This window comes from Flavobacterium sp. ACN6 (assembly GCF_002304005.1).
Classification (GTDB): Bacteria; Bacteroidota; Bacteroidia; order Flavobacteriales; family Flavobacteriaceae; genus Flavobacterium.
The window spans coordinates 140,128-156,881 of record NZ_MRCQ01000006.1 but is presented as its reverse complement, the minus strand read 5'-3'; the positions used below and the strand labels follow the sequence as shown (position 1 = coordinate 156,881).

Annotated in this window: 14 protein-coding genes; 8 read left to right on the top strand and 6 right to left on the bottom strand. The window is 34.2% G+C overall.

The features are described from left to right. Positions 1-14: 14 nt before the first annotated feature. The 5 genes from BSF42_RS11125 to guaA form a co-directional block, all read right to left on the bottom strand. The gene (locus BSF42_RS11125; protein WP_095953167.1) at positions 15-1,253 is read right to left on the bottom strand and encodes a hypothetical protein; all 1,239 of its coding nucleotides are present in this window, start codon (positions 1,251-1,253) and stop codon (positions 15-17) included. A 166-nt stretch (positions 1,254-1,419) separates the two neighbouring features. After that, the gene (locus BSF42_RS11120) at positions 1,420-1,821 is read right to left on the bottom strand and encodes an OsmC family protein (RefSeq protein WP_095953166.1); all 402 of its coding nucleotides are present in this window, start codon (positions 1,819-1,821) and stop codon (positions 1,420-1,422) included. Continuing rightward, a complete protein-coding gene (locus BSF42_RS11115; RefSeq protein ID WP_095953324.1) occupies positions 1,821-3,884 on the bottom strand; it encodes a LysM peptidoglycan-binding domain-containing protein in 2,064 nt (687 codons plus the stop codon). Before BSF42_RS11115 ends, BSF42_RS11120 begins: the two co-directional genes overlap by 1 nt. Before the next feature lie 96 nt (positions 3,885-3,980). After that, entirely contained in the window at positions 3,981-5,894 is a 1,914-nt protein-coding gene (locus tag BSF42_RS11110; RefSeq protein ID WP_095953165.1) for a LysM peptidoglycan-binding domain-containing protein, read from the bottom strand. A 63-nt stretch (positions 5,895-5,957) separates the two neighbouring features. Next, positions 5,958-7,487 carry a glutamine-hydrolyzing GMP synthase gene (guaA, locus tag BSF42_RS11105; protein WP_095953164.1) on the bottom strand — a complete coding sequence of 510 codons (1,530 nt, stop codon included), beginning with the start codon at positions 7,485-7,487 and terminating at the stop codon, positions 5,958-5,960. A gap of 27 nt (positions 7,488-7,514) precedes the next feature. Here guaA and BSF42_RS11100 point away from each other — a divergent pair, with 27 nt between their 5' ends. The 3 genes from BSF42_RS11100 (at position 7,515) to BSF42_RS11090 (ending at position 11,296) form a co-directional block, all read left to right on the top strand. Further along, complete coding sequence (locus tag BSF42_RS11100; protein ID WP_141248449.1) at positions 7,515-7,841, top strand: hypothetical protein; 327 nt, start codon at positions 7,515-7,517, stop codon at positions 7,839-7,841. Positions 7,842-8,264: 423 nt separating this feature from the next. Continuing rightward, positions 8,265-10,001 carry a thiamine pyrophosphate-dependent enzyme gene (locus tag BSF42_RS11095; RefSeq protein ID WP_095953162.1) on the top strand — a complete coding sequence of 579 codons (1,737 nt, stop codon included), beginning with the start codon at positions 8,265-8,267 and terminating at the stop codon, positions 9,999-10,001. A 32-nt stretch (positions 10,002-10,033) separates the two neighbouring features. Then, complete coding sequence (locus BSF42_RS11090) at positions 10,034-11,296, top strand: MFS transporter (protein ID WP_095953161.1); 1,263 nt, start codon at positions 10,034-10,036, stop codon at positions 11,294-11,296. Positions 11,297-11,338: 42 nt separating this feature from the next. Here the strand turns inward: BSF42_RS11090 and BSF42_RS11085 are convergent, their stop codons facing one another. Beyond that, positions 11,339-12,052 (bottom strand): hypothetical protein, encoded by a 714-nt coding sequence (locus BSF42_RS11085; protein WP_095953160.1) that lies wholly within the window; start codon positions 12,050-12,052, stop codon positions 11,339-11,341. 315 nt (positions 12,053-12,367) lie between these two features. Between BSF42_RS11085 and BSF42_RS11080 the strand changes: the two genes are divergently transcribed. The 5 genes from BSF42_RS11080 to BSF42_RS11060 all read left to right on the top strand — a co-directional run bounded on the left by BSF42_RS11080 (position 12,368) and on the right by BSF42_RS11060 (position 16,751). After that, entirely contained in the window at positions 12,368-13,300 is a 933-nt protein-coding gene (locus tag BSF42_RS11080; RefSeq protein WP_095953159.1) for a DnaJ C-terminal domain-containing protein, read from the top strand. Further along, positions 13,290-13,595 (top strand): chaperone modulator CbpM, encoded by a 306-nt coding sequence (locus BSF42_RS11075; RefSeq protein WP_095953158.1) that lies wholly within the window; start codon positions 13,290-13,292, stop codon positions 13,593-13,595. The genes BSF42_RS11080 and BSF42_RS11075 overlap by 11 nt, the downstream gene beginning before the upstream one ends. Positions 13,596-13,744: 149 nt before the next feature. Next, entirely contained in the window at positions 13,745-14,128 is a 384-nt protein-coding gene (locus BSF42_RS11070; RefSeq protein WP_095953157.1) for a RidA family protein, read from the top strand. A 154-nt stretch (positions 14,129-14,282) separates the two neighbouring features. After that, on the top strand, positions 14,283-15,524 hold the full coding sequence (locus BSF42_RS11065) for a voltage-gated chloride channel family protein (protein ID WP_095953156.1): 1,242 nt from the start codon (positions 14,283-14,285) through the stop codon (positions 15,522-15,524). 222 nt (positions 15,525-15,746) lie between these two features. Further along, entirely contained in the window at positions 15,747-16,751 is a 1,005-nt protein-coding gene (locus tag BSF42_RS11060; RefSeq protein WP_095953155.1) for a bifunctional oligoribonuclease/PAP phosphatase NrnA, read from the top strand. The last annotated feature ends 3 nt before the right edge of the window (positions 16,752-16,754 follow it).

The window sequence follows — 16,754 nt, the reverse complement described above, 5'->3', positions numbered from 1 at the left end:
CTATTTTCTATTTTTTATTTTCTATAATATAACTCATTCAATATTGTCGATACTATTTCATTTTTAAATTTACTCAAGCCCATTTCAATCATTTCATAATCATTAGGGACATCCAGAGGAGCATTTTCTAATAATGGCAGGTATTCAGGATCAATTGCGAGTACGTCTCCATCTTGAAGTGCATAGGAATAGACAAATTGAGAAGGAACTTCAAGGAGGCTGGTATTCATTTTTTTAGTATAATTATTTATTGCTTTTATTGTTCCTCTTATTAATATATCTTTATGTAAGTCGATAATCTCTAATCTGCTTTTAATAAATCTATCTCTTGAGGAGGCAGATCTTCGATCTCTGTCTGTTTGATTATTCTCAACTATTATTCGTTTTTCTTTTTCAAAAACCGTTCTTCGCACATCTCCTTTACTTATATCAGATTTCTCGATAGTAATTGCAAAATTAAAATCGTATTTCCCTCTGCCGTCTTTTCCTATTGTAATCCATCTCCCCAAATCTAAACTATTAACAAGATCTTTTTCTGTACGTTTATATTCTTTAGGCAAATTATTTATTGTAACAGAGATATAACTTTGTCCTTTTTTAAATGCTTCATCTTTGAGTACTGTAACTTCTGCCCTCTTATAAGTAATATCAAATTCCTGCATCCTCACATAAATATCATAAGCCTGCCTATAAGCGCTTTTATCATCATGAGATAACGAATTTACTAAACCTTCTGTATGGCTTTTAGCAGCTCTAAATAAAAAATCACTATACTTGTCTCTCGCTTTTGTAACAATCTCTGAATAATTTTTTATAGGGAAAGTAAGTTCTCTTCCTCCATAATAAAGAGGACCGATAAGTTCAATACTGGATCGCCATAAATTATAAGTTTCCTGGAGGAAGGCACAATCTTTATAGAGACGTTTCGTATCATTATCCGTTTCTAAATTTACACGATCATAATTGATATCTTCCTTTAATGTTCTTAAATTAAGCTCTAGCTTTTTTTCTTGATTATCCAAATATTTTAAATAGGAATCTTCTATAACAGAAAGAGCTTCATTTTTATTTTCTACTGTGGATTTTATTTTTAAAATCTCCACTGCGCTGCGAAATGAATTATAATAATCCCCATTCGAATAGTATTGTGAAATAGTAAGAGACTTAGAAGTGCCATAATATTTTTTTTTGCGCCCAAGACAAGAAGTAAACAATAAAACAGTAAGTACACTAAATATTACCAGCTTTTTCATTTTTGAACAATTAAGAATATAACTTGGAGCAAGTTAAGCATTACATTTAATAATTAAGAATATTCTTACCTATTTAACAACTGCCATTTAGTTAAATTTCGCAATACATAAAGAAACAAAAAAGCCATCAAAATAATCGATGGCTTATATACTGAGTTTAGAAAAACTACTTCCAGTTAAAAGTAATTTTCTTTTCAATTTCACTGCTTAAACTTAGAAATACAGGACAAGTCATTGCTGCGCGTTCTAAGATCGTTTTGTTTTTTTCGTCTGCTACACCTTGCATTTCGAATACAATTTCAATTGTACCGATTCTTCGTGGCTCTGCATTCATGATTTTTGTTACTTCGGCTGTAGAGCCAACAAAATCAACTTCTAAATCACGGGCTTTAATTCCCATAATTGTCATCATGCAGCTTGCCAAAGCATTTGCAACTGTATCTGTTGGAGAGAACGCCTCTCCTTTTCCGTTATTATCTAATGGTGCATCAGAAATAATTTCGCTTCCCGACTGCACATGAATTGATTTTGTTCTTAAATCGCCTAAATAGGTTACTTTTGATGTCATTAATTTGCTACTTTTAAAGTTAAGTCACTATCGTAATACAAGATGTAAACACCTTTATTAGCGTGTCCGCCATCTTCTTTTCTATAATATTGAAATTTATTGTCTACTTGCTGCGTAGTCATTAAATCTGCTGTTTCCTGAAATGTTTTTCCCTGCACCAAACGCATCATCGTATCAAACGTAACGTCAAATCCTCTGGTTGCATATGTATTTGGATTCACTTTGTTTTTCAGACGGTATTGTTTTTCAAAAATTAAAACGTTCTGTTCGTCACTTTCGCGGGTAACAGACGGATACATTAATTTTAGTTTTACTAAATTATCGAAACTAATTTCATCGGTGTCCAATGTACTGTTTGGTTCTAAAATTACTAACTGAACCTGACATGTCTTTTGAGAATCAATTAAGGCTTTAATAGTCGTTTTAATCATTGCAGTATTAGCCGTTTCCATAACCACATAATTCATACGGTTTGGCATTAGCAGACTTTTTAAATTAGCAACGTCTATACCTCCAGTTTCTGTCAAAGAAGCAAACGCAACACCTCTCTGATTTTGTTTGATATAATTGATAATTGACTCTTTTTTCTTGTCAACTACTGCCACAATATTTCCATTTTTAGAACGCATATAATCAAAAATTGAATTTTTAATTACATCACCAGCAGGTATTGATTGATACAAATTCTCAATCGGATTTGCGCTGTCTTTTGACAATGGCGAAATAACCGGCACATTATATAAACGAAGTGTATTAGCTGTTGATTCGGCATTATTTTGGTAAAACGGTCCAATAACAGCATCAGCATCCTGAAGTTTATTCGTTAAATTAGATACATTGGAAGTCGTTTTAGTTTCTTGCGAATCGTAAATGGCAACATCAATTGGCAGTTTTAATGTTTTTGCAGAGTCAATTGCCATCATTGCACCAGAATAAAAATCTAAAGTCATGTTTAAGAACTTATCACTTTTAATTCTGTTAGCTGTTCCAGAAGTATCACTTTGAACTTTAGCCAAATTAAAAGGCAGTAATAAAACTACTTTTTTACGCTCATTCGCACCTCTTTTTTTAGTTAATTCAACAACTTCTACATTATCATTTTCAGTTGATTTTACTTTATCAATAATCTTAATACCGCCTCCATTACTGTTAACTGAAGACTCAGCCGTTTTTTCAGTCGGCACCTGCGCTGCTACAATTGGAGCTGGAGCAATATATCCTGCAGGAACTTTTAAAACCATTCCTTCTTTTACTCCTTCAGAAAGTGACGGATTTAACGCAACTAATTCTTCTTGCGATAAATGAAAAACTCTTCCTAAACTATAAAAAGTTTCTTTTGGTTTTACTTGATATTCCATGTAAGAAACTGCTTTTTTAGATTCAGCAGCTTTTTTAGGTTCTTCCGTTTTTGCTGGAACTGCAGAAGCTGAAGTTTCAGTTTTTGGAGCCGTTCCTTTTATCGTTACTCTGTATCCAACTGGTAAACTCGAAACGATTTCAGGATTTCTTTTCTCTAAATCCTCAACTGTTGTATTGTATTGTTTAGCAATCGAATACTTAGTTTCTTTTGCTTGAACATCATGATACACATATTTTTCAGAACCTTTTTCTTTTGCAGGTTTCGTTGCGGCTTTTGGAACAGTTCCTTTTGCTGGAATCACCAATTTTTGCCCAATCTGAACTCCATTTTTTTCCAAAAACGGATTTGCAGCTTTTAATGCTTCGTCTGAAATTCCGTATTTCTTCTCAATACTGTAAAACGTTTCTTTTGGCTGCACTTCATGAATTATTTCTTTTCCAGAAACGGCAGCAGTTTTAGTTTCAGAAACTTCTTTTTTAGCATCACCGTTTTTAGTTGGAATCAATAATACAGAATTCGGAACCAAACCTGTTCTCGCATCTGGATTCAGCTGGTAAATATCGAAAGGTGTTACCTTAAATTTTTGTGCAATCTGATTAATAGTTTCTCCGCTGGATACCTTATACTTGACCACCTTTTCCTGAGAAAAAGCACTTGTAGAGATAAAAAATACGAAGGACAATAATGTTAAATAATATTTCATAATAAGGCTTAAAAACAATTTAATTTCTAATTCTAAAAGCAAGTTACAAATTTTCCTGAAAGCAAAATTCGCGCCGTTTCTTCATTTTGTCAAAAATTACCTCAGATCGATTTCTACTTTGGCAATAATGATTTCTTTATATAACTCATCTTCTTCTTTTTTCTTGCATTGATAAAGCACTTCTTCCATGTTTTCGAATTTATCGCCGTAAACATAGTACGAGAGGCTGTTAATATTAAAGAAGAAACTAGCATTAAAATCGCCAGAATCAATGAGTTTCATAATAAACTTATCGCGCTCAACTGCGTCTGTAAATATACCCAAAACTAAGTAATACCCATTGGAAACTTCTTTAAGATTATCATAAACTTCCACTTTTACTGTTTTATCATGTCTTAATGGATTGTCTTTCAACTCTTGTTTCATTTCTTCCAATGAAATAGTTTTGGAACTTTCGGCTGTATTATTTTTTTGCTGTTTTTTAACGGCTTCATCCTGATACTTTTTCAATTTTACCAAAGCCAGTTTATCATCAAATTTTCTGGCTTCCATACTATAATAAGAAGCTTTGCTGATATGCCTTTTTACTTCGATCTTCTTTTGAGTATCTAACGAATCGATTTTTGCAATCAAAAGTTGATTTTGCGCATCGCCCTGCTCCTGCTCTATTTTGTAACGTTTGATTTCTTCTAATGACAAACGCTGTTGCAAAGAAGTGGAATTATTATTCTTTCCGCTTTCGCGGATTTTCTTCTTATACTCTTGATTTTCCTCAACTGCAATTCGCTCTACTTTATTCATTAAACCCGCATACGCTTTTCTGTTTTCTGCCAGTTCTTTCTTTAATTGAGACGATAATTCATTTGTTTTATTAATTCCGTCAAATGACTGTTTTTCCAGTCTTTTCGATTCATCAACATTTAAAATATCCATTCTTTTTAATTCTTTCAAATCATTATTCATCGAGTTTACCAACGAATCTAATTTGGCCATTAAAATATCCTGAACATTTTTATTGGCTTCTAAAACCAAACGCAGTTTTTCAACTGAATTTTCTTTGGAACCATTCATATCATTCAGATTCACTTTCAAATCATTAATCTTTATAATTTTCTGATTCATTTCTTTTTGAACAACAAGACGGTCTTTCAAATCATCAATTTCAACCGTTTTGGCTTTTGTTTTTTCAACAACAACTTGTTTTTCGGCTAAAGCCAGCATCAATTCTTCGCTTTCGTTTGCAGGTTTAATTTCTTTGATGTTGATGGCTAATTTGTTGCCAACAATTAATCCGTTTACAATTTCAGGATTTTGAGATTCTAATTGGTCAATCGAAATTCCGTATTTCTTTGCAATAGAAAACTTTGTCTCTTTTGGTTCAACCACATGAAAAACAGTTTCGTGATTGATAACACGCACTCTTCCGTCTAAGGTTTTTCTTTTATTTGGAATAATAATCGTCTGACCAATCTGTAATCCGTTTTGAAGAATGTCTTTGTTTAAATTTTCTAAATCCTGAACCGAAACATTATATTCTCTGGCAATACTGAATAAAGATTCTTTAGCCAAAACTTGATGTACTGCTTTAGAAGAAACAGCATTTTCTTGTTTAGTTGATTGATCTGAATTTTGAGGAATTATTAATTCTTGACCGATTTGAAGTCCGCTGGCAAGAATTTCTTGATTGGCATTCTGAATAGCTTCTACAGAAATATGATATTGTTTGGATAAGCCAAAAAGTGTTTCTTTGGGTGCAACAACATGAGTCTTTTGCTTCGTTTCATTTTTTTGGGAGTTGTGAACTGGAACCTTTATAATCTGATTATCCTTGATTCCGTTTTGCGATTCGGGGTTGAGTTTGTAAATCTCATCTATAGAAACCTTATACTTTTGGGCAATAAAATAAGCAGTTTCTCCTTTTTGAATCTTGTGCTCAATAATTGACTCTTGTGCAGCTATTTTGTTAAAAGACAAAACAAACACAAGAGAAATCGTTAAAAGTTCTCTCATAAATAGTAGGTTATAAAAAATTAAGGCCTTACAAATGTAAGACCTTAATTTTAAAAACTGGTACTATTCCCACTCAATTGTTGCTGGTGGTTTTGAACTAATATCGTAAACTACACGATTCACGCCTTTTACCTTGTTGATAATATCGTTTGATATTTTCATCAAGAAATCATAAGGTAAGTGAACCCAGTCAGCAGTCATACCATCTGTTGATTCTACTGCTCTAAGCGCAACTACTTTTTCGTACGTACGCTCGTCGCCCATAACTCCAACACTGTTTACCGGAAGTAAAATCGCTCCAGCCTGCCAAACTTTATCGTATAATCCCCAAGATTTTAATCCGTCGATAAAGACAGCGTCAACATCTTGTAAAATTTGTACTTTTTCTGGAGTAATATCTCCTAAAATCCTAATTGATAATCCTGGACCTGGGAAAGGGTGTCTTCCTAATAATTCAGGATCTATTCCTAAAGTAGCTCCAACTCGTCGCACTTCATCTTTGAAAAGCATTCTAAGTGGTTCTACAATTTTTAATTTCATATAATCTGGCAATCCACCAACATTATGGTGTGATTTAATAGTTGCCGATGGTCCTTTTACAGAAACCGATTCGATAACGTCTGGGTAAATAGTTCCCTGCGCTAACCATTTTACGTCTTCGATTAAATGTGATTCATCATCAAAAACTTCGATAAATACACGTCCAATTGTTTTACGTTTGGTTTCAGGATCGCTGATTCCAGCTAATTCAGAAAGAAAACGATCTCCAGAATCTACACCTTTTACGTTTAATCCCATTCCTTTGTATTGGTCTAATACATTTTGGAATTCGTTTTTACGAAGCAAACCGTTATTAACGAAAATACAGTAAAGGTTTTTACCAATTGCCTGATTCAATAAAACCGCAGCAACAGTTGAATCTACACCACCTGATAATCCTAAAACAACCTTGTCATTTCCAAGTTTCTCTTTTAATTCTGCCACCATTTCTTCTACGAAAGCGTTTGGTGTAAAGTTTTGAGGAACTTCGGCAATTTTTACTAAAAAGTTCTCCAGCATTTTTGATCCATCTGTAGAATGGAAAACTTCTGGATGATATTGAATTGCATAAGTAGTTTCGCCTTCAATTTTATAGGCTGCATATTCTACATCATGCGTGCTTGCTAATTTTACAGCATTCGTTGGAAGCGCTTTGATACTATCGCTGTGGCTCATCCAAACCTGGCTGTTTTCTGAAACTCCTTCAAAGAAAGTTTCATTATCCTTAATATAAGATAAATTTGCTCTACCGTATTCTCTGGTATTTGAAGCTGCTACTTCTCCGCCGCTAAAATGAGCTAGGTACTGCGCTCCATAACAAACGGCCAGCATTGGCATTTTACCTCTAATTTGCGATAAATCAGGATGAGGCGCATCTTCTCCTCGAACAGAAAAAGGGCTTCCTCCTAAAATTACGGCTTTATAACTTGATAAATCACTTGGAATGTGATTGTAAGGAAAAATTTCGCAGAATATATTTAATTCGCGAACTCTACGCGCAATAAGCTGAGTATATTGCGATCCGAAATCTAAAATAAGTACGTTGTGTTGCATGCGCAAAAATACTTTTTATATTCGAAATTGAAAAATCCGCAGGTTGAAAAAATAAATATTTTTTCAACGTTCCGTTTTTTAGGTGCAAAGGTTCAGAGTTACAAAGGGTCAGAGGCTTCTTTTTTTACTTTGAACCTTTGCTCCTTTGCTTCTTTAATCCTCAAAACTATTTTTTCAACGTTCCGTTTTTTAGGCGCAAAGGTTCACAGCTACAAAGGCTCAGAGGCTTCTTTTTTTACTTTGAACCTTTGCGCCTTTGCATCTTTGAACCTCAAAACTATTTTTTCAACGTTCCGTTTTTTAGGCGCAAAGGTTCAGAGTTACAAAGGCTCAGAGGCTTCTTTTTTACTTTGAACCTTTGCGCCTTTGCATCTTTGAAATAAGAACGCAGGTAACCTTAAAAGAAACACTGACAAAAGATGTGACTGTAAAAGCAGATATGAAGTTTAGAGTTACTGCGGATCCATTTTAAGGTTCTGAGGTACAAAGTGGCAAAGGTTCAGAGGTAAAGAAGTGTAAGTACTTCGTTACTCTGAGCCTTTTTTAATTTTATCTAAAAAGCATAACCTTTGTTGCTTTGTCTCTTTGAACCTTTGAACCAAAAAAACTTTGCATCTTCGAACCTTAGTATCTCAGAACCTTACCCAAAAAACCAATTCTTTTCCTTAATTTTATAGAAGCCCTATATCTACCAAGTGATATTAAAATACGATTGAGTAAGAAGTAAACCATAACCAATGTTGTACTGCTTAAATATTAATTTTAAAAACATAACACATGAGTAAAATAGTTGCTGAACAATTAGTCGACATGTTGGTTGAAGCCGGAGTAAAACGCGTTTATGCCGTTACAGGAGATAGTTTAAATCATTTTAATGATGCGATACGCAGAAACGGAAAAATAAAATGGATTCATGTACGACATGAAGAAGTCGGCGCTTATGCAGCAGCTGCTGAAGCCGAACTAGATGGTTTTGCTGTTTGTGCGGGAAGCTGCGGGCCTGGGCACGTTCACTTAATTAACGGATTGTATGATGCGCATCGCTCACACGTTCCTTTATTAGCAATCGCTTCCACAATAAATACCCCTGAAATGGGAATGGATTATTTTCAGGAAACTAATACCATAAAACTCTTTGACGATTGCAGCTGCTATAATCAAATGATTATGACGGCCGAGCAGGCGCCTCGTATTATTCAAACCGCAATACAGCATGCTTTAGGTAAAAAAGGTGTTGCCGTTATTGGTTTACCTGGAGATGTATCTGAATTAAAAGCGGTTGAAAGTAATATATCGACTCAGTATTTTCATTGTAATCCTGTCATCAGACCTTCTGATACTGAATTACAGCAATTAGCAAAAGTCATTAATGAAAGTACCAAAATAACTTTATTCTGCGGTATTGGAGCTGAAAAAGCACACGATCAGGTGGTACAATTATCGCATCATATTAAAGCTCCTGTTGGATATTCTTTTAGAGGAAAAATGAGCATTCAGCCTAATAATCCAAACGAAATAGGAATGACAGGATTATTAGGACAGCCTTCTGCCTATCATAGTATGCACGAGTCGCATTTGGTTTTATTATTAGGAACTGATTTTCCTTATGATAAATTCATGCCCGCTGATAATAAAATTATTCAAATCGATACCAGTACCGAACGTTTAGGAAGAAGAGCCAATCTTCATATGGGATTGTGTGGTGATGTTGCCGATACTATAGAAGCACTGCTCCCGCTTCTGGAAAACAAAACCGACGATAGTTTTTTAGAAGCACAGCTGAAATTCTACAAAAGCGTCAAAGAAAACATGAATACTTATATTAATGATAATGGCGGAGAAGACACTATTCAACCCGAATATGTTGCACATATTATTGATAAATTAGCTGCTAATAACGCCATTTTTACTGTCGATACTGGAATGACCTGCGTTTGGGGAGCACGTTTTATTAAAGGAACAGGCGAACGAAAAATGCTGGGTTCTTTTAACCACGGATCTATGGCAAATGCAATGCCAATGGCAATTGGCGCCGCCTTGGCACATCCAGAAAAACAAGTTATCGCCATGTGCGGCGACGGCGGTTTATCTATGCTATTGGGCGATTTGGCAACCATTCATCAATATAATATCCCCGTTAAAATTATTGTATTCAACAATCGTGCTTTGGGAATGGTAAAACTAGAAATGGAAGTTGGCGGTTTACCCGATAACGAAACTGACATGGTGAACCCAGACTTTGGATTAATTGCACAGGCAATGGGGTTTCAAGGCATTAATGTGCACAAACCGGAAGATGTTGAAGGAGCAATAGAAAATGCATTTCGACATAATGGTCCCGTTTTATTGAATATCTTTACAAACCCAAATGCTTTGGCAATGCCTCCTAAAGTAGAATGGGAACAAGTTGTAGGTATGGCAAAATCAATGACGAAATTAATGCTTGGAGGTAAAATGGATGAAGTTTTTGACACTATTAAATCCAATTACAAACACTTAAAAGAAGGCTTGTAAAAAATACATGCCCAATTTAAAAGAATAACTTTATGAATATAAACAGTACAAAATCGTATACCAAATATTACATCATTGCGTGGGTATTTGGTCTAGTTTTTTATTTCTTAGACTACGTAATACGCTCTGCTCCTGCGGTAATGCTTCCGGAACTTTCACACAATTTTTCGGTAAATGAGATTGGATTAGTAACAATTATTGGAACCTATTATTACACCTATTCTACCTGCAGTTTAATTGCGGGAATAGCGCTGGATAGATTTGGAGCCAAATATTCACTTTTTGCTGGAGCGCTTATTTTAGGAATTGGCTGTTTATTGTTTATGATTTCAAGTCAGTTTAGCGGCGTTGTCGGCAGATTATTTCAAGGTGCCGGATGCGCTTTTGCTTTTCCAGGCTGTGTTTATTTGGCGAGTAAAGGATTCTCGGCAAAATCTCTTGCAACGGCAATTGGCTTTACCCAATGTCTCGGAATGCTTGGTGGTTCTGCAGGACAATTTGTTGTTGGTCCTTGGATTGAAGAAGGAATGAATATCAATACTTTTTGGCTCTTAATTGGAATTTTTACTATTATTGTTGCCTTCGGATTATGGTTTGTAACTCCAGCAAATGTTGCAGATAAAAATGCCGAAAGCACAGAAAAGAAACAAAGTCTGCTAAATCCTTACAAGATCGTTTTTAGTAATCCGCAATCATGGTACTGCGGGATCATTTCAGGATTATTGTTTGCACCGACAACTATATTTGCGATGACTTGGGCAGTTGCCTTTTTTCAAAAAGACCGTGCATTCGACTTTCATACGGCAACAATATCAAGCGCTATGGTCGCTTTTGGCTGGGTATTCGGCTGTCCGCTTTTAGGATATATTACAGATAAAATAAATAAGCGCAAACCTGTTTTAATATTTGGTGCCGTCTTTATGATTCTAGCTTTAATTCAGCTGTTGTATTTTCCAGATTTATTTCCAGCGAAATACAGCATGTTTGCATTAGGAGTAGCTTCAGGCGCTGCCATGATTCCTTACTCTATCATTAAAGAAGCTAATCCTGATAATGTAAAAGGAAGTGCCACAGGAGCCATTAACTTCATCACTTTTGGAGTAACAACACTTTTAAGCCCTTTATTTAGTCGTTTATTTGGACAGACTCTCGAAGATACACTTGATAAAACAAATCATTTTCAACAAGCCGGTCTATTTTGGATTATCGGAATTGTGATAGCCATTTTAGTAAGTTTTCTGCTGAAAGAAACAGGCGAAGGAAAAAAATCAGAGCCTGAAAGAATTAGTATATAAAAAACATGGATTAAGATAGGATCACGAAATAGTGGTCTTATCTTATTCTTTTGTTACAACAATTGAAGCTTTAAAACCTGCTGCAAGATTATCCCAGTAATCGCTGGTTACCATTACACCTTTATCATCATAAACTTGGATTTCAGCTGTGTTTCCACCAAGAGTTCCAATATTTAAAGCTTCGAAATCTAATTTATTAAAACCTGGGTTAAGATTAATTTTTACTTGTTGGAAATTCGAATCTAATAAAAGTCGGTCTCGAACCACAACTTCATTGGAAGATACTCTTACTAAATCGCCATCAATTGCACCAAAATCACGAAACTTAACAATAAAATATTCTGATTTGGTTTTAAAATCTCCAAGCGAAATATTTTTCTTTACCAAAACACCGCGTCCTTCTTTTAACCCGGCATCTTTTAAAGCTTTATCTAAATCCTTTTCCATTTTTGCTACATAACGATCGCCTGGGTTAGCAAAATCAGTTTCGGTAGACATGGTGAATTTGCTTTTTTCCTCTCCAATCTGAAATTTAGATTTTTGAGTTATTGTAGTATTTTCAAAAACATTTGGCGTTTTTATATTTGGAATATCATTTAATTCTGCCTGTGGATCTTTTGTCTCAGGAGCAGGAATTTTTTTAGGTTTTGCGCTAAACTTTGGTGCAGGAATAGGCTTGAATTTTGTACCAAATTCCGTTTGCGCTGAAACACTTACAGCGGTAAAAAATAATATAAAAATTAAAATGTGCTTCATTGAGAAAGTATTATCTAATCGGCTTTTATAATTAATCTTAAAAATTGTCCAGCATCACAAAAATAGCATAATTTAATTAGGCACTGCAACTTTAGGACTTTTATAACAATATATTAAGCTAATTTTTGGAATCAAAAAACCTGCCAGAATTTCTTTTGTTTAAACTTAATTTAAATTCTAAATTTAAAAATTCAAAATTCCAATCTTGCCTTTTTATAGAATAAAATCAAATACAAACCCAATATATCATTTTGATAATTAACAACTTATTCTTAACTTCAAGACTTTATTTTACGATTTAAAAATCTCAACAAAATGGATTATATCGATTATTACAAAGTATTAGATGTTACAAAAGCTGCGACCGAAGCAGAGATCAAAAAGGCATATCGAAAACTGGCGAGAAAGTACCATCCCGATTTGAATCCGAATGATAAAGAAGCTGAAAAAAAATTCAAAGAAATTAATGAAGCGAATGAAGTTTTAAGCAATCCTGAAAACCGAAAAAAATACGACAAATACGGTAAAGACTGGAAACATGCTGATGAATTTGAAAAAGCAGGTTACGATCCGAATCAGCAGCAAAGCAGACAACAAAGCGGTTCTCAATATTCTGGAGGCGATTTCTCTGGTTTTGGAGGCGGTGATTTTTCTGGAAACGATTTTTCAGATTTTTTCAATTCTATGTACGGTTCTTCAGGAAGAAGTTCAAGAGGTCAGGCAAAATACCGCGGACAGGATTTTAATGCTGAATTGCAACTTGAATTAGCTTCTGCTTATACTACGCACAAACAAAATCTAACGGTAAACGGAAAAAATATCCGAATTACAATTCCGGCTGGAGTTGAAAACGGGCAGATTATTAAAATTCCAAATCATGGCGGACCCGGTGTAAATGACGGTCCAAACGGTGATTTATTTATTACTTTTTCTATTGCTAATAATTCAGAATTTAAACGTGAAGGCAATAATTTGTATGCCGATGCGCCGCTTGATTTATACACAGCAATTTTAGGAGGAGAAACCTATGTGGATACTTTTGATGGAAAAGTAAAAATTAAAGTGCCGGCAGAAACACAGCCTGGAACTAAAGTAAAACTGAAAGGCAAAGGTTTTCCTGTTTACAAAAAGGAAAATCAGTTTGGTGATTTATATATAACTTATACGATACAAGTTCCAACAAAATTGTCGGATAAAGAAAAAGAATTATTTGAAGAATTAGCAAAACTAAGAAATCATGAAAAGTAAAAATTTAATCCAGATAAAACAGTTTTGTTTGTACCACGAAATTGAAAATACGTTTATAACCGAACTTCACAATTATGGTTTAATCCATATTATTATAGAAGAAAACGATGAATTTCTGGAGCCGGAACAACTTCCAACGGTAGAAAAAATGATTCGAATGCATTACGATCTGAAGATTAATCTGGAAGGAATTGATGCGATTGCACATTTGTTGAATAAGATTGAAACCTTGCAGCAAAATTTAAATACAGCACATAATAAGCTTCGACTTTACGAAGAAAAACATATCGAATAACAATTTAATATCACAAAAAAGCTTGATTTCCGATTTGATTTCAAGCTTTTTTTAATGAATGCCAAAAGCATAATTCTTAAATTGCGGCATCTTAATTAACCTGAATTTGCTTTTTAAAACCCTGTAAACAAATTCGCAAAATATAAAAAATGAAAAGAGAAAACATCTTAACTGGATCTCCGTGGGAAGACAAAATGGGATATTGCCGCGCAGTTAGAATTGGTAATATTGTTGAAGTTTCTGGAACTGTCGCTATTGTTGACGGTGAAAAAGTAAAAGCAGATGATGCTTATGCTCAGACGTATAATATTTTAGAGCGAGTTGAAAAAGTGTTAGAAGATTTAAATGTAGGTATGAAAGATGTAATTAGAACACGAATTTTTACTACAGATGTTTCTACTTTTGAAGAAGTTGCAAGAGCTCATTCTTCTTTTTTTAAAGATATAAAACCAACTACAGGATTTTATGAAATCAGTAAACTAGTTGCTCCAGAATATTTGGTAGAAATAGAATTTACTGCTGTTGTGCAGTAATATTTTTTGACGCGAATTTCACTAATTTACACTAATTATTTTTGCCACAGATTAGAGAATTTAGAGATTCATCTTTATTTTCCTCAATTAAAAACTGATTAATTCGTGAAAATTCGTGAAATTCGTGGCTAAAATATATTTCACATAATCATTCATGACTCTAAACCTAAAAGAAACACTATTTTCTATTCCAAAATGGATTTTAATCTGTGCTTTAATAGGTATACTTTCAGGATCTGCATCTGCTTTTTTCTTAGTTTCTTTAGAATGGGTTACAAAATATAGAATGCAGCACGAATGGATTATCTGGCTTTTGCCTTTCGGCGGATTTCTTGTTGGATTGAGTTATTATTACTGGGGAGAATCTGTAGTAAAAGGAAATAATTTACTGCTGGAAGAATATGAAAATCCCAAAAAAGTGATTCCGTTTAAAATGGCTCCTTTGGTACTTTTTGGAACACTGATTACACATTTATTTGGCGGATCTGCAGGACGCGAAGGAACTGCAGTACAAATGGGAGGCGCCATTGCCGATCAATTTACCAAAATCTTTAATCTCGATAATTCTGAACGTAAAATTTTAATTATTCTCGGAATCAGCGCTGGTTTTGCTTCAGTTTTTGGAACACCGCTGGCGGGAGCTGTTTTTGCTTTGGAAGTTCTATATTTCAGTAAAATAAATTTCAAAAGTATCATTCTGTCATTTTTAGTCGCTTATGCAGCTTATTTTACTGTAGAATTTTGGCAGGTAAAACATACTCATTACAGCATTCCTGTTATTCCAGATCTTAGCATAAACAATATTATTTTTACACTAATTGTTGGAATTCTATCTGGATTCGCCGCTTTATTATTTTCAAGAAGTACGCATTTCTGGGGTTCGCTTTTTTCAAAAAACATTAAATATCCGCCACTTCGCCCCGTAATTGGCGGAGTAGTTTTAGCCATTGCATTTGCAGGTTTTGGTTTTACAAAATTCTCTGGATTGGGAGTTCCTGTAATTGTCGATTCTTTTTCAAATACAAATCAATGGTATGATTTTCTGCTTAAAATTCTCTTTACAGGATTTACACTTGGAGCTGGTTTTAAAGGCGGAGAAGTAACTCCATTATTCTTCGTTGGTGCCACTTTAGGAAGTGCATTATCAGCAGTTATTCCAATGCCGATTGCTCTTTTAGCTGGAATTGGATTTGTTGCCGTTTTCTCTGGCGCTACTCACACGCCTATCGCCTGCACTATTATGGGAATGGAATTATTTGGAATTGCGCCAGGAATATTTATTGCTATTGCCTGCACAATTGCTTATTTTTCTTCGGGTTCTGTTGGAATTTATAAATCACAGATTGTCAAAGGAGCGAAATATAAATTATACAAAAAAATAAATTCCAATTTTTAAGTTCTAAATTTTAAATTCCAAATTCCAACTCTTATTAGAAACTTTCAGATTTACTCACAATAATAAATCCGCTTAAAAATGCGTTTTTGTCTGCAGACTCTTTGCATGTGTCTACCAATTTCAAACACTTAAAATAGATTCTAAAAATAACTGAAAACTGAAACTGAAAACTGCGACTAAATATTTTCAGCATTACATTAAAAAAATGTAAATTCGCACACTATGAAAATACAAGACATTCAAGCGATTCAATTATTACTCGCTGCCCCAAAGAAAATTGTCATCATTCCGCATAGAGGACCAGATGGCGATGCAATGGGCTCTACATTAGCATTATATCATTTTTTAATTAAAAATAATCATCAGGCAACAGTAATTGCGCCCAATGATTTCCCTAATTTTTTAGCTTGGCTTCCAGGATCAGAAACTGTAAAAATATTCGAAAAGGATACGGAAAACTGCACCAAGATTTTAGAAGAAGCTGAAATCATATTTACACTCGACTTTAATGCTTTTCATCGTACAGGCGAAATGGAACATACTTTGGCTAAGCTAAAAGCTATTTTCATTATGATCGATCATCATCAAAAACCTGATGATTATGCCGCTTATACTTATTCTGACACAGCATTCGGATCAACTTGTGAAATGGTTTACAACTTCATCACTTTCTTAAACAAAAAAGAAGATATTGATAAAAACATTGCAACTTGTATTTATACTGGAATCTTAACCGATTCAGGTTCGTTTCGTTTTCCAGGAACAACAGGAAATACACATAGAATTATAGCCGAATTAATTGATTTGGGAGTTGAAAACACACAAATTCCAGTCTTATTATTTGATAATAGTTCATTCAGCAGACTGCAATTATTAGGACTTGCTTTGCAGAACATGAAAATTTTCGAAGCACACAAAACCTCTTATATGACCCTTACACAAGCAGAATTGGATTCTTTTAATTATGTGAAAGGCGATACTGAGGGAATTGTTAATTATGGTTTAAGCATAAAAGATATTGTTTTTACTGCTATTTTTATCGAAAATAAAGACGAAGGCATTATCAAAATTTCATTTCGTTCGCAAGGAGGTTTTGATGTAAACCAGTTTGCAAGAGACCATTTTAATGGCGGCGGACACAGTAATGCAGCCGGTGGAAGATCTGAAGTTTCGATGGAAGAAACGGTAAAGAAATTTGAAGATTTAGTACAAAAACTAACATTATAACCG

Excerpts from the sequence above, each read along its gene's own strand:
- BSF42_RS11125 (WP_095953167.1), bottom strand. The coding sequence starts at position 1,253 with ATGAAAAAGCTGGTAATATTTAGTGTACTTACTGTTTTATTGTTTACT.
- BSF42_RS11120 (WP_095953166.1), bottom strand. The coding sequence starts at position 1,821 with ATGACATCAAAAGTAACCTATTTAGGCGATTTAAGAACAAAATCAATT.
- BSF42_RS11115 (WP_095953324.1), bottom strand. The coding sequence starts at position 3,884 with ATGAAATATTATTTAACATTATTGTCCTTCGTATTTTTTATCTCTACA.
- BSF42_RS11060 (WP_095953155.1), top strand. The coding sequence starts at position 15,747 with ATGAAAATACAAGACATTCAAGCGATTCAATTATTACTCGCTGCCCCA.
- guaA (WP_095953164.1), bottom strand. The coding sequence starts at position 7,487 with ATGCAACACAACGTACTTATTTTAGATTTCGGATCGCAATATACTCAG.
- BSF42_RS11085 (WP_095953160.1), bottom strand. The coding sequence starts at position 12,052 with ATGAAGCACATTTTAATTTTTATATTATTTTTTACCGCTGTAAGTGTT.
- BSF42_RS11065 (WP_095953156.1), top strand. The coding sequence starts at position 14,283 with ATGACTCTAAACCTAAAAGAAACACTATTTTCTATTCCAAAATGGATT.
- BSF42_RS11110 (WP_095953165.1), bottom strand. The coding sequence starts at position 5,894 with ATGAGAGAACTTTTAACGATTTCTCTTGTGTTTGTTTTGTCTTTTAAC.
- BSF42_RS11075 (WP_095953158.1), top strand. The coding sequence starts at position 13,290 with ATGAAAAGTAAAAATTTAATCCAGATAAAACAGTTTTGTTTGTACCAC.
- BSF42_RS11095 (WP_095953162.1), top strand. The coding sequence starts at position 8,265 with ATGAGTAAAATAGTTGCTGAACAATTAGTCGACATGTTGGTTGAAGCC.
- BSF42_RS11070 (WP_095953157.1), top strand. The coding sequence starts at position 13,745 with ATGAAAAGAGAAAACATCTTAACTGGATCTCCGTGGGAAGACAAAATG.
- BSF42_RS11090 (WP_095953161.1), top strand. The coding sequence starts at position 10,034 with ATGAATATAAACAGTACAAAATCGTATACCAAATATTACATCATTGCG.
- BSF42_RS11080 (WP_095953159.1), top strand. The coding sequence starts at position 12,368 with ATGGATTATATCGATTATTACAAAGTATTAGATGTTACAAAAGCTGCG.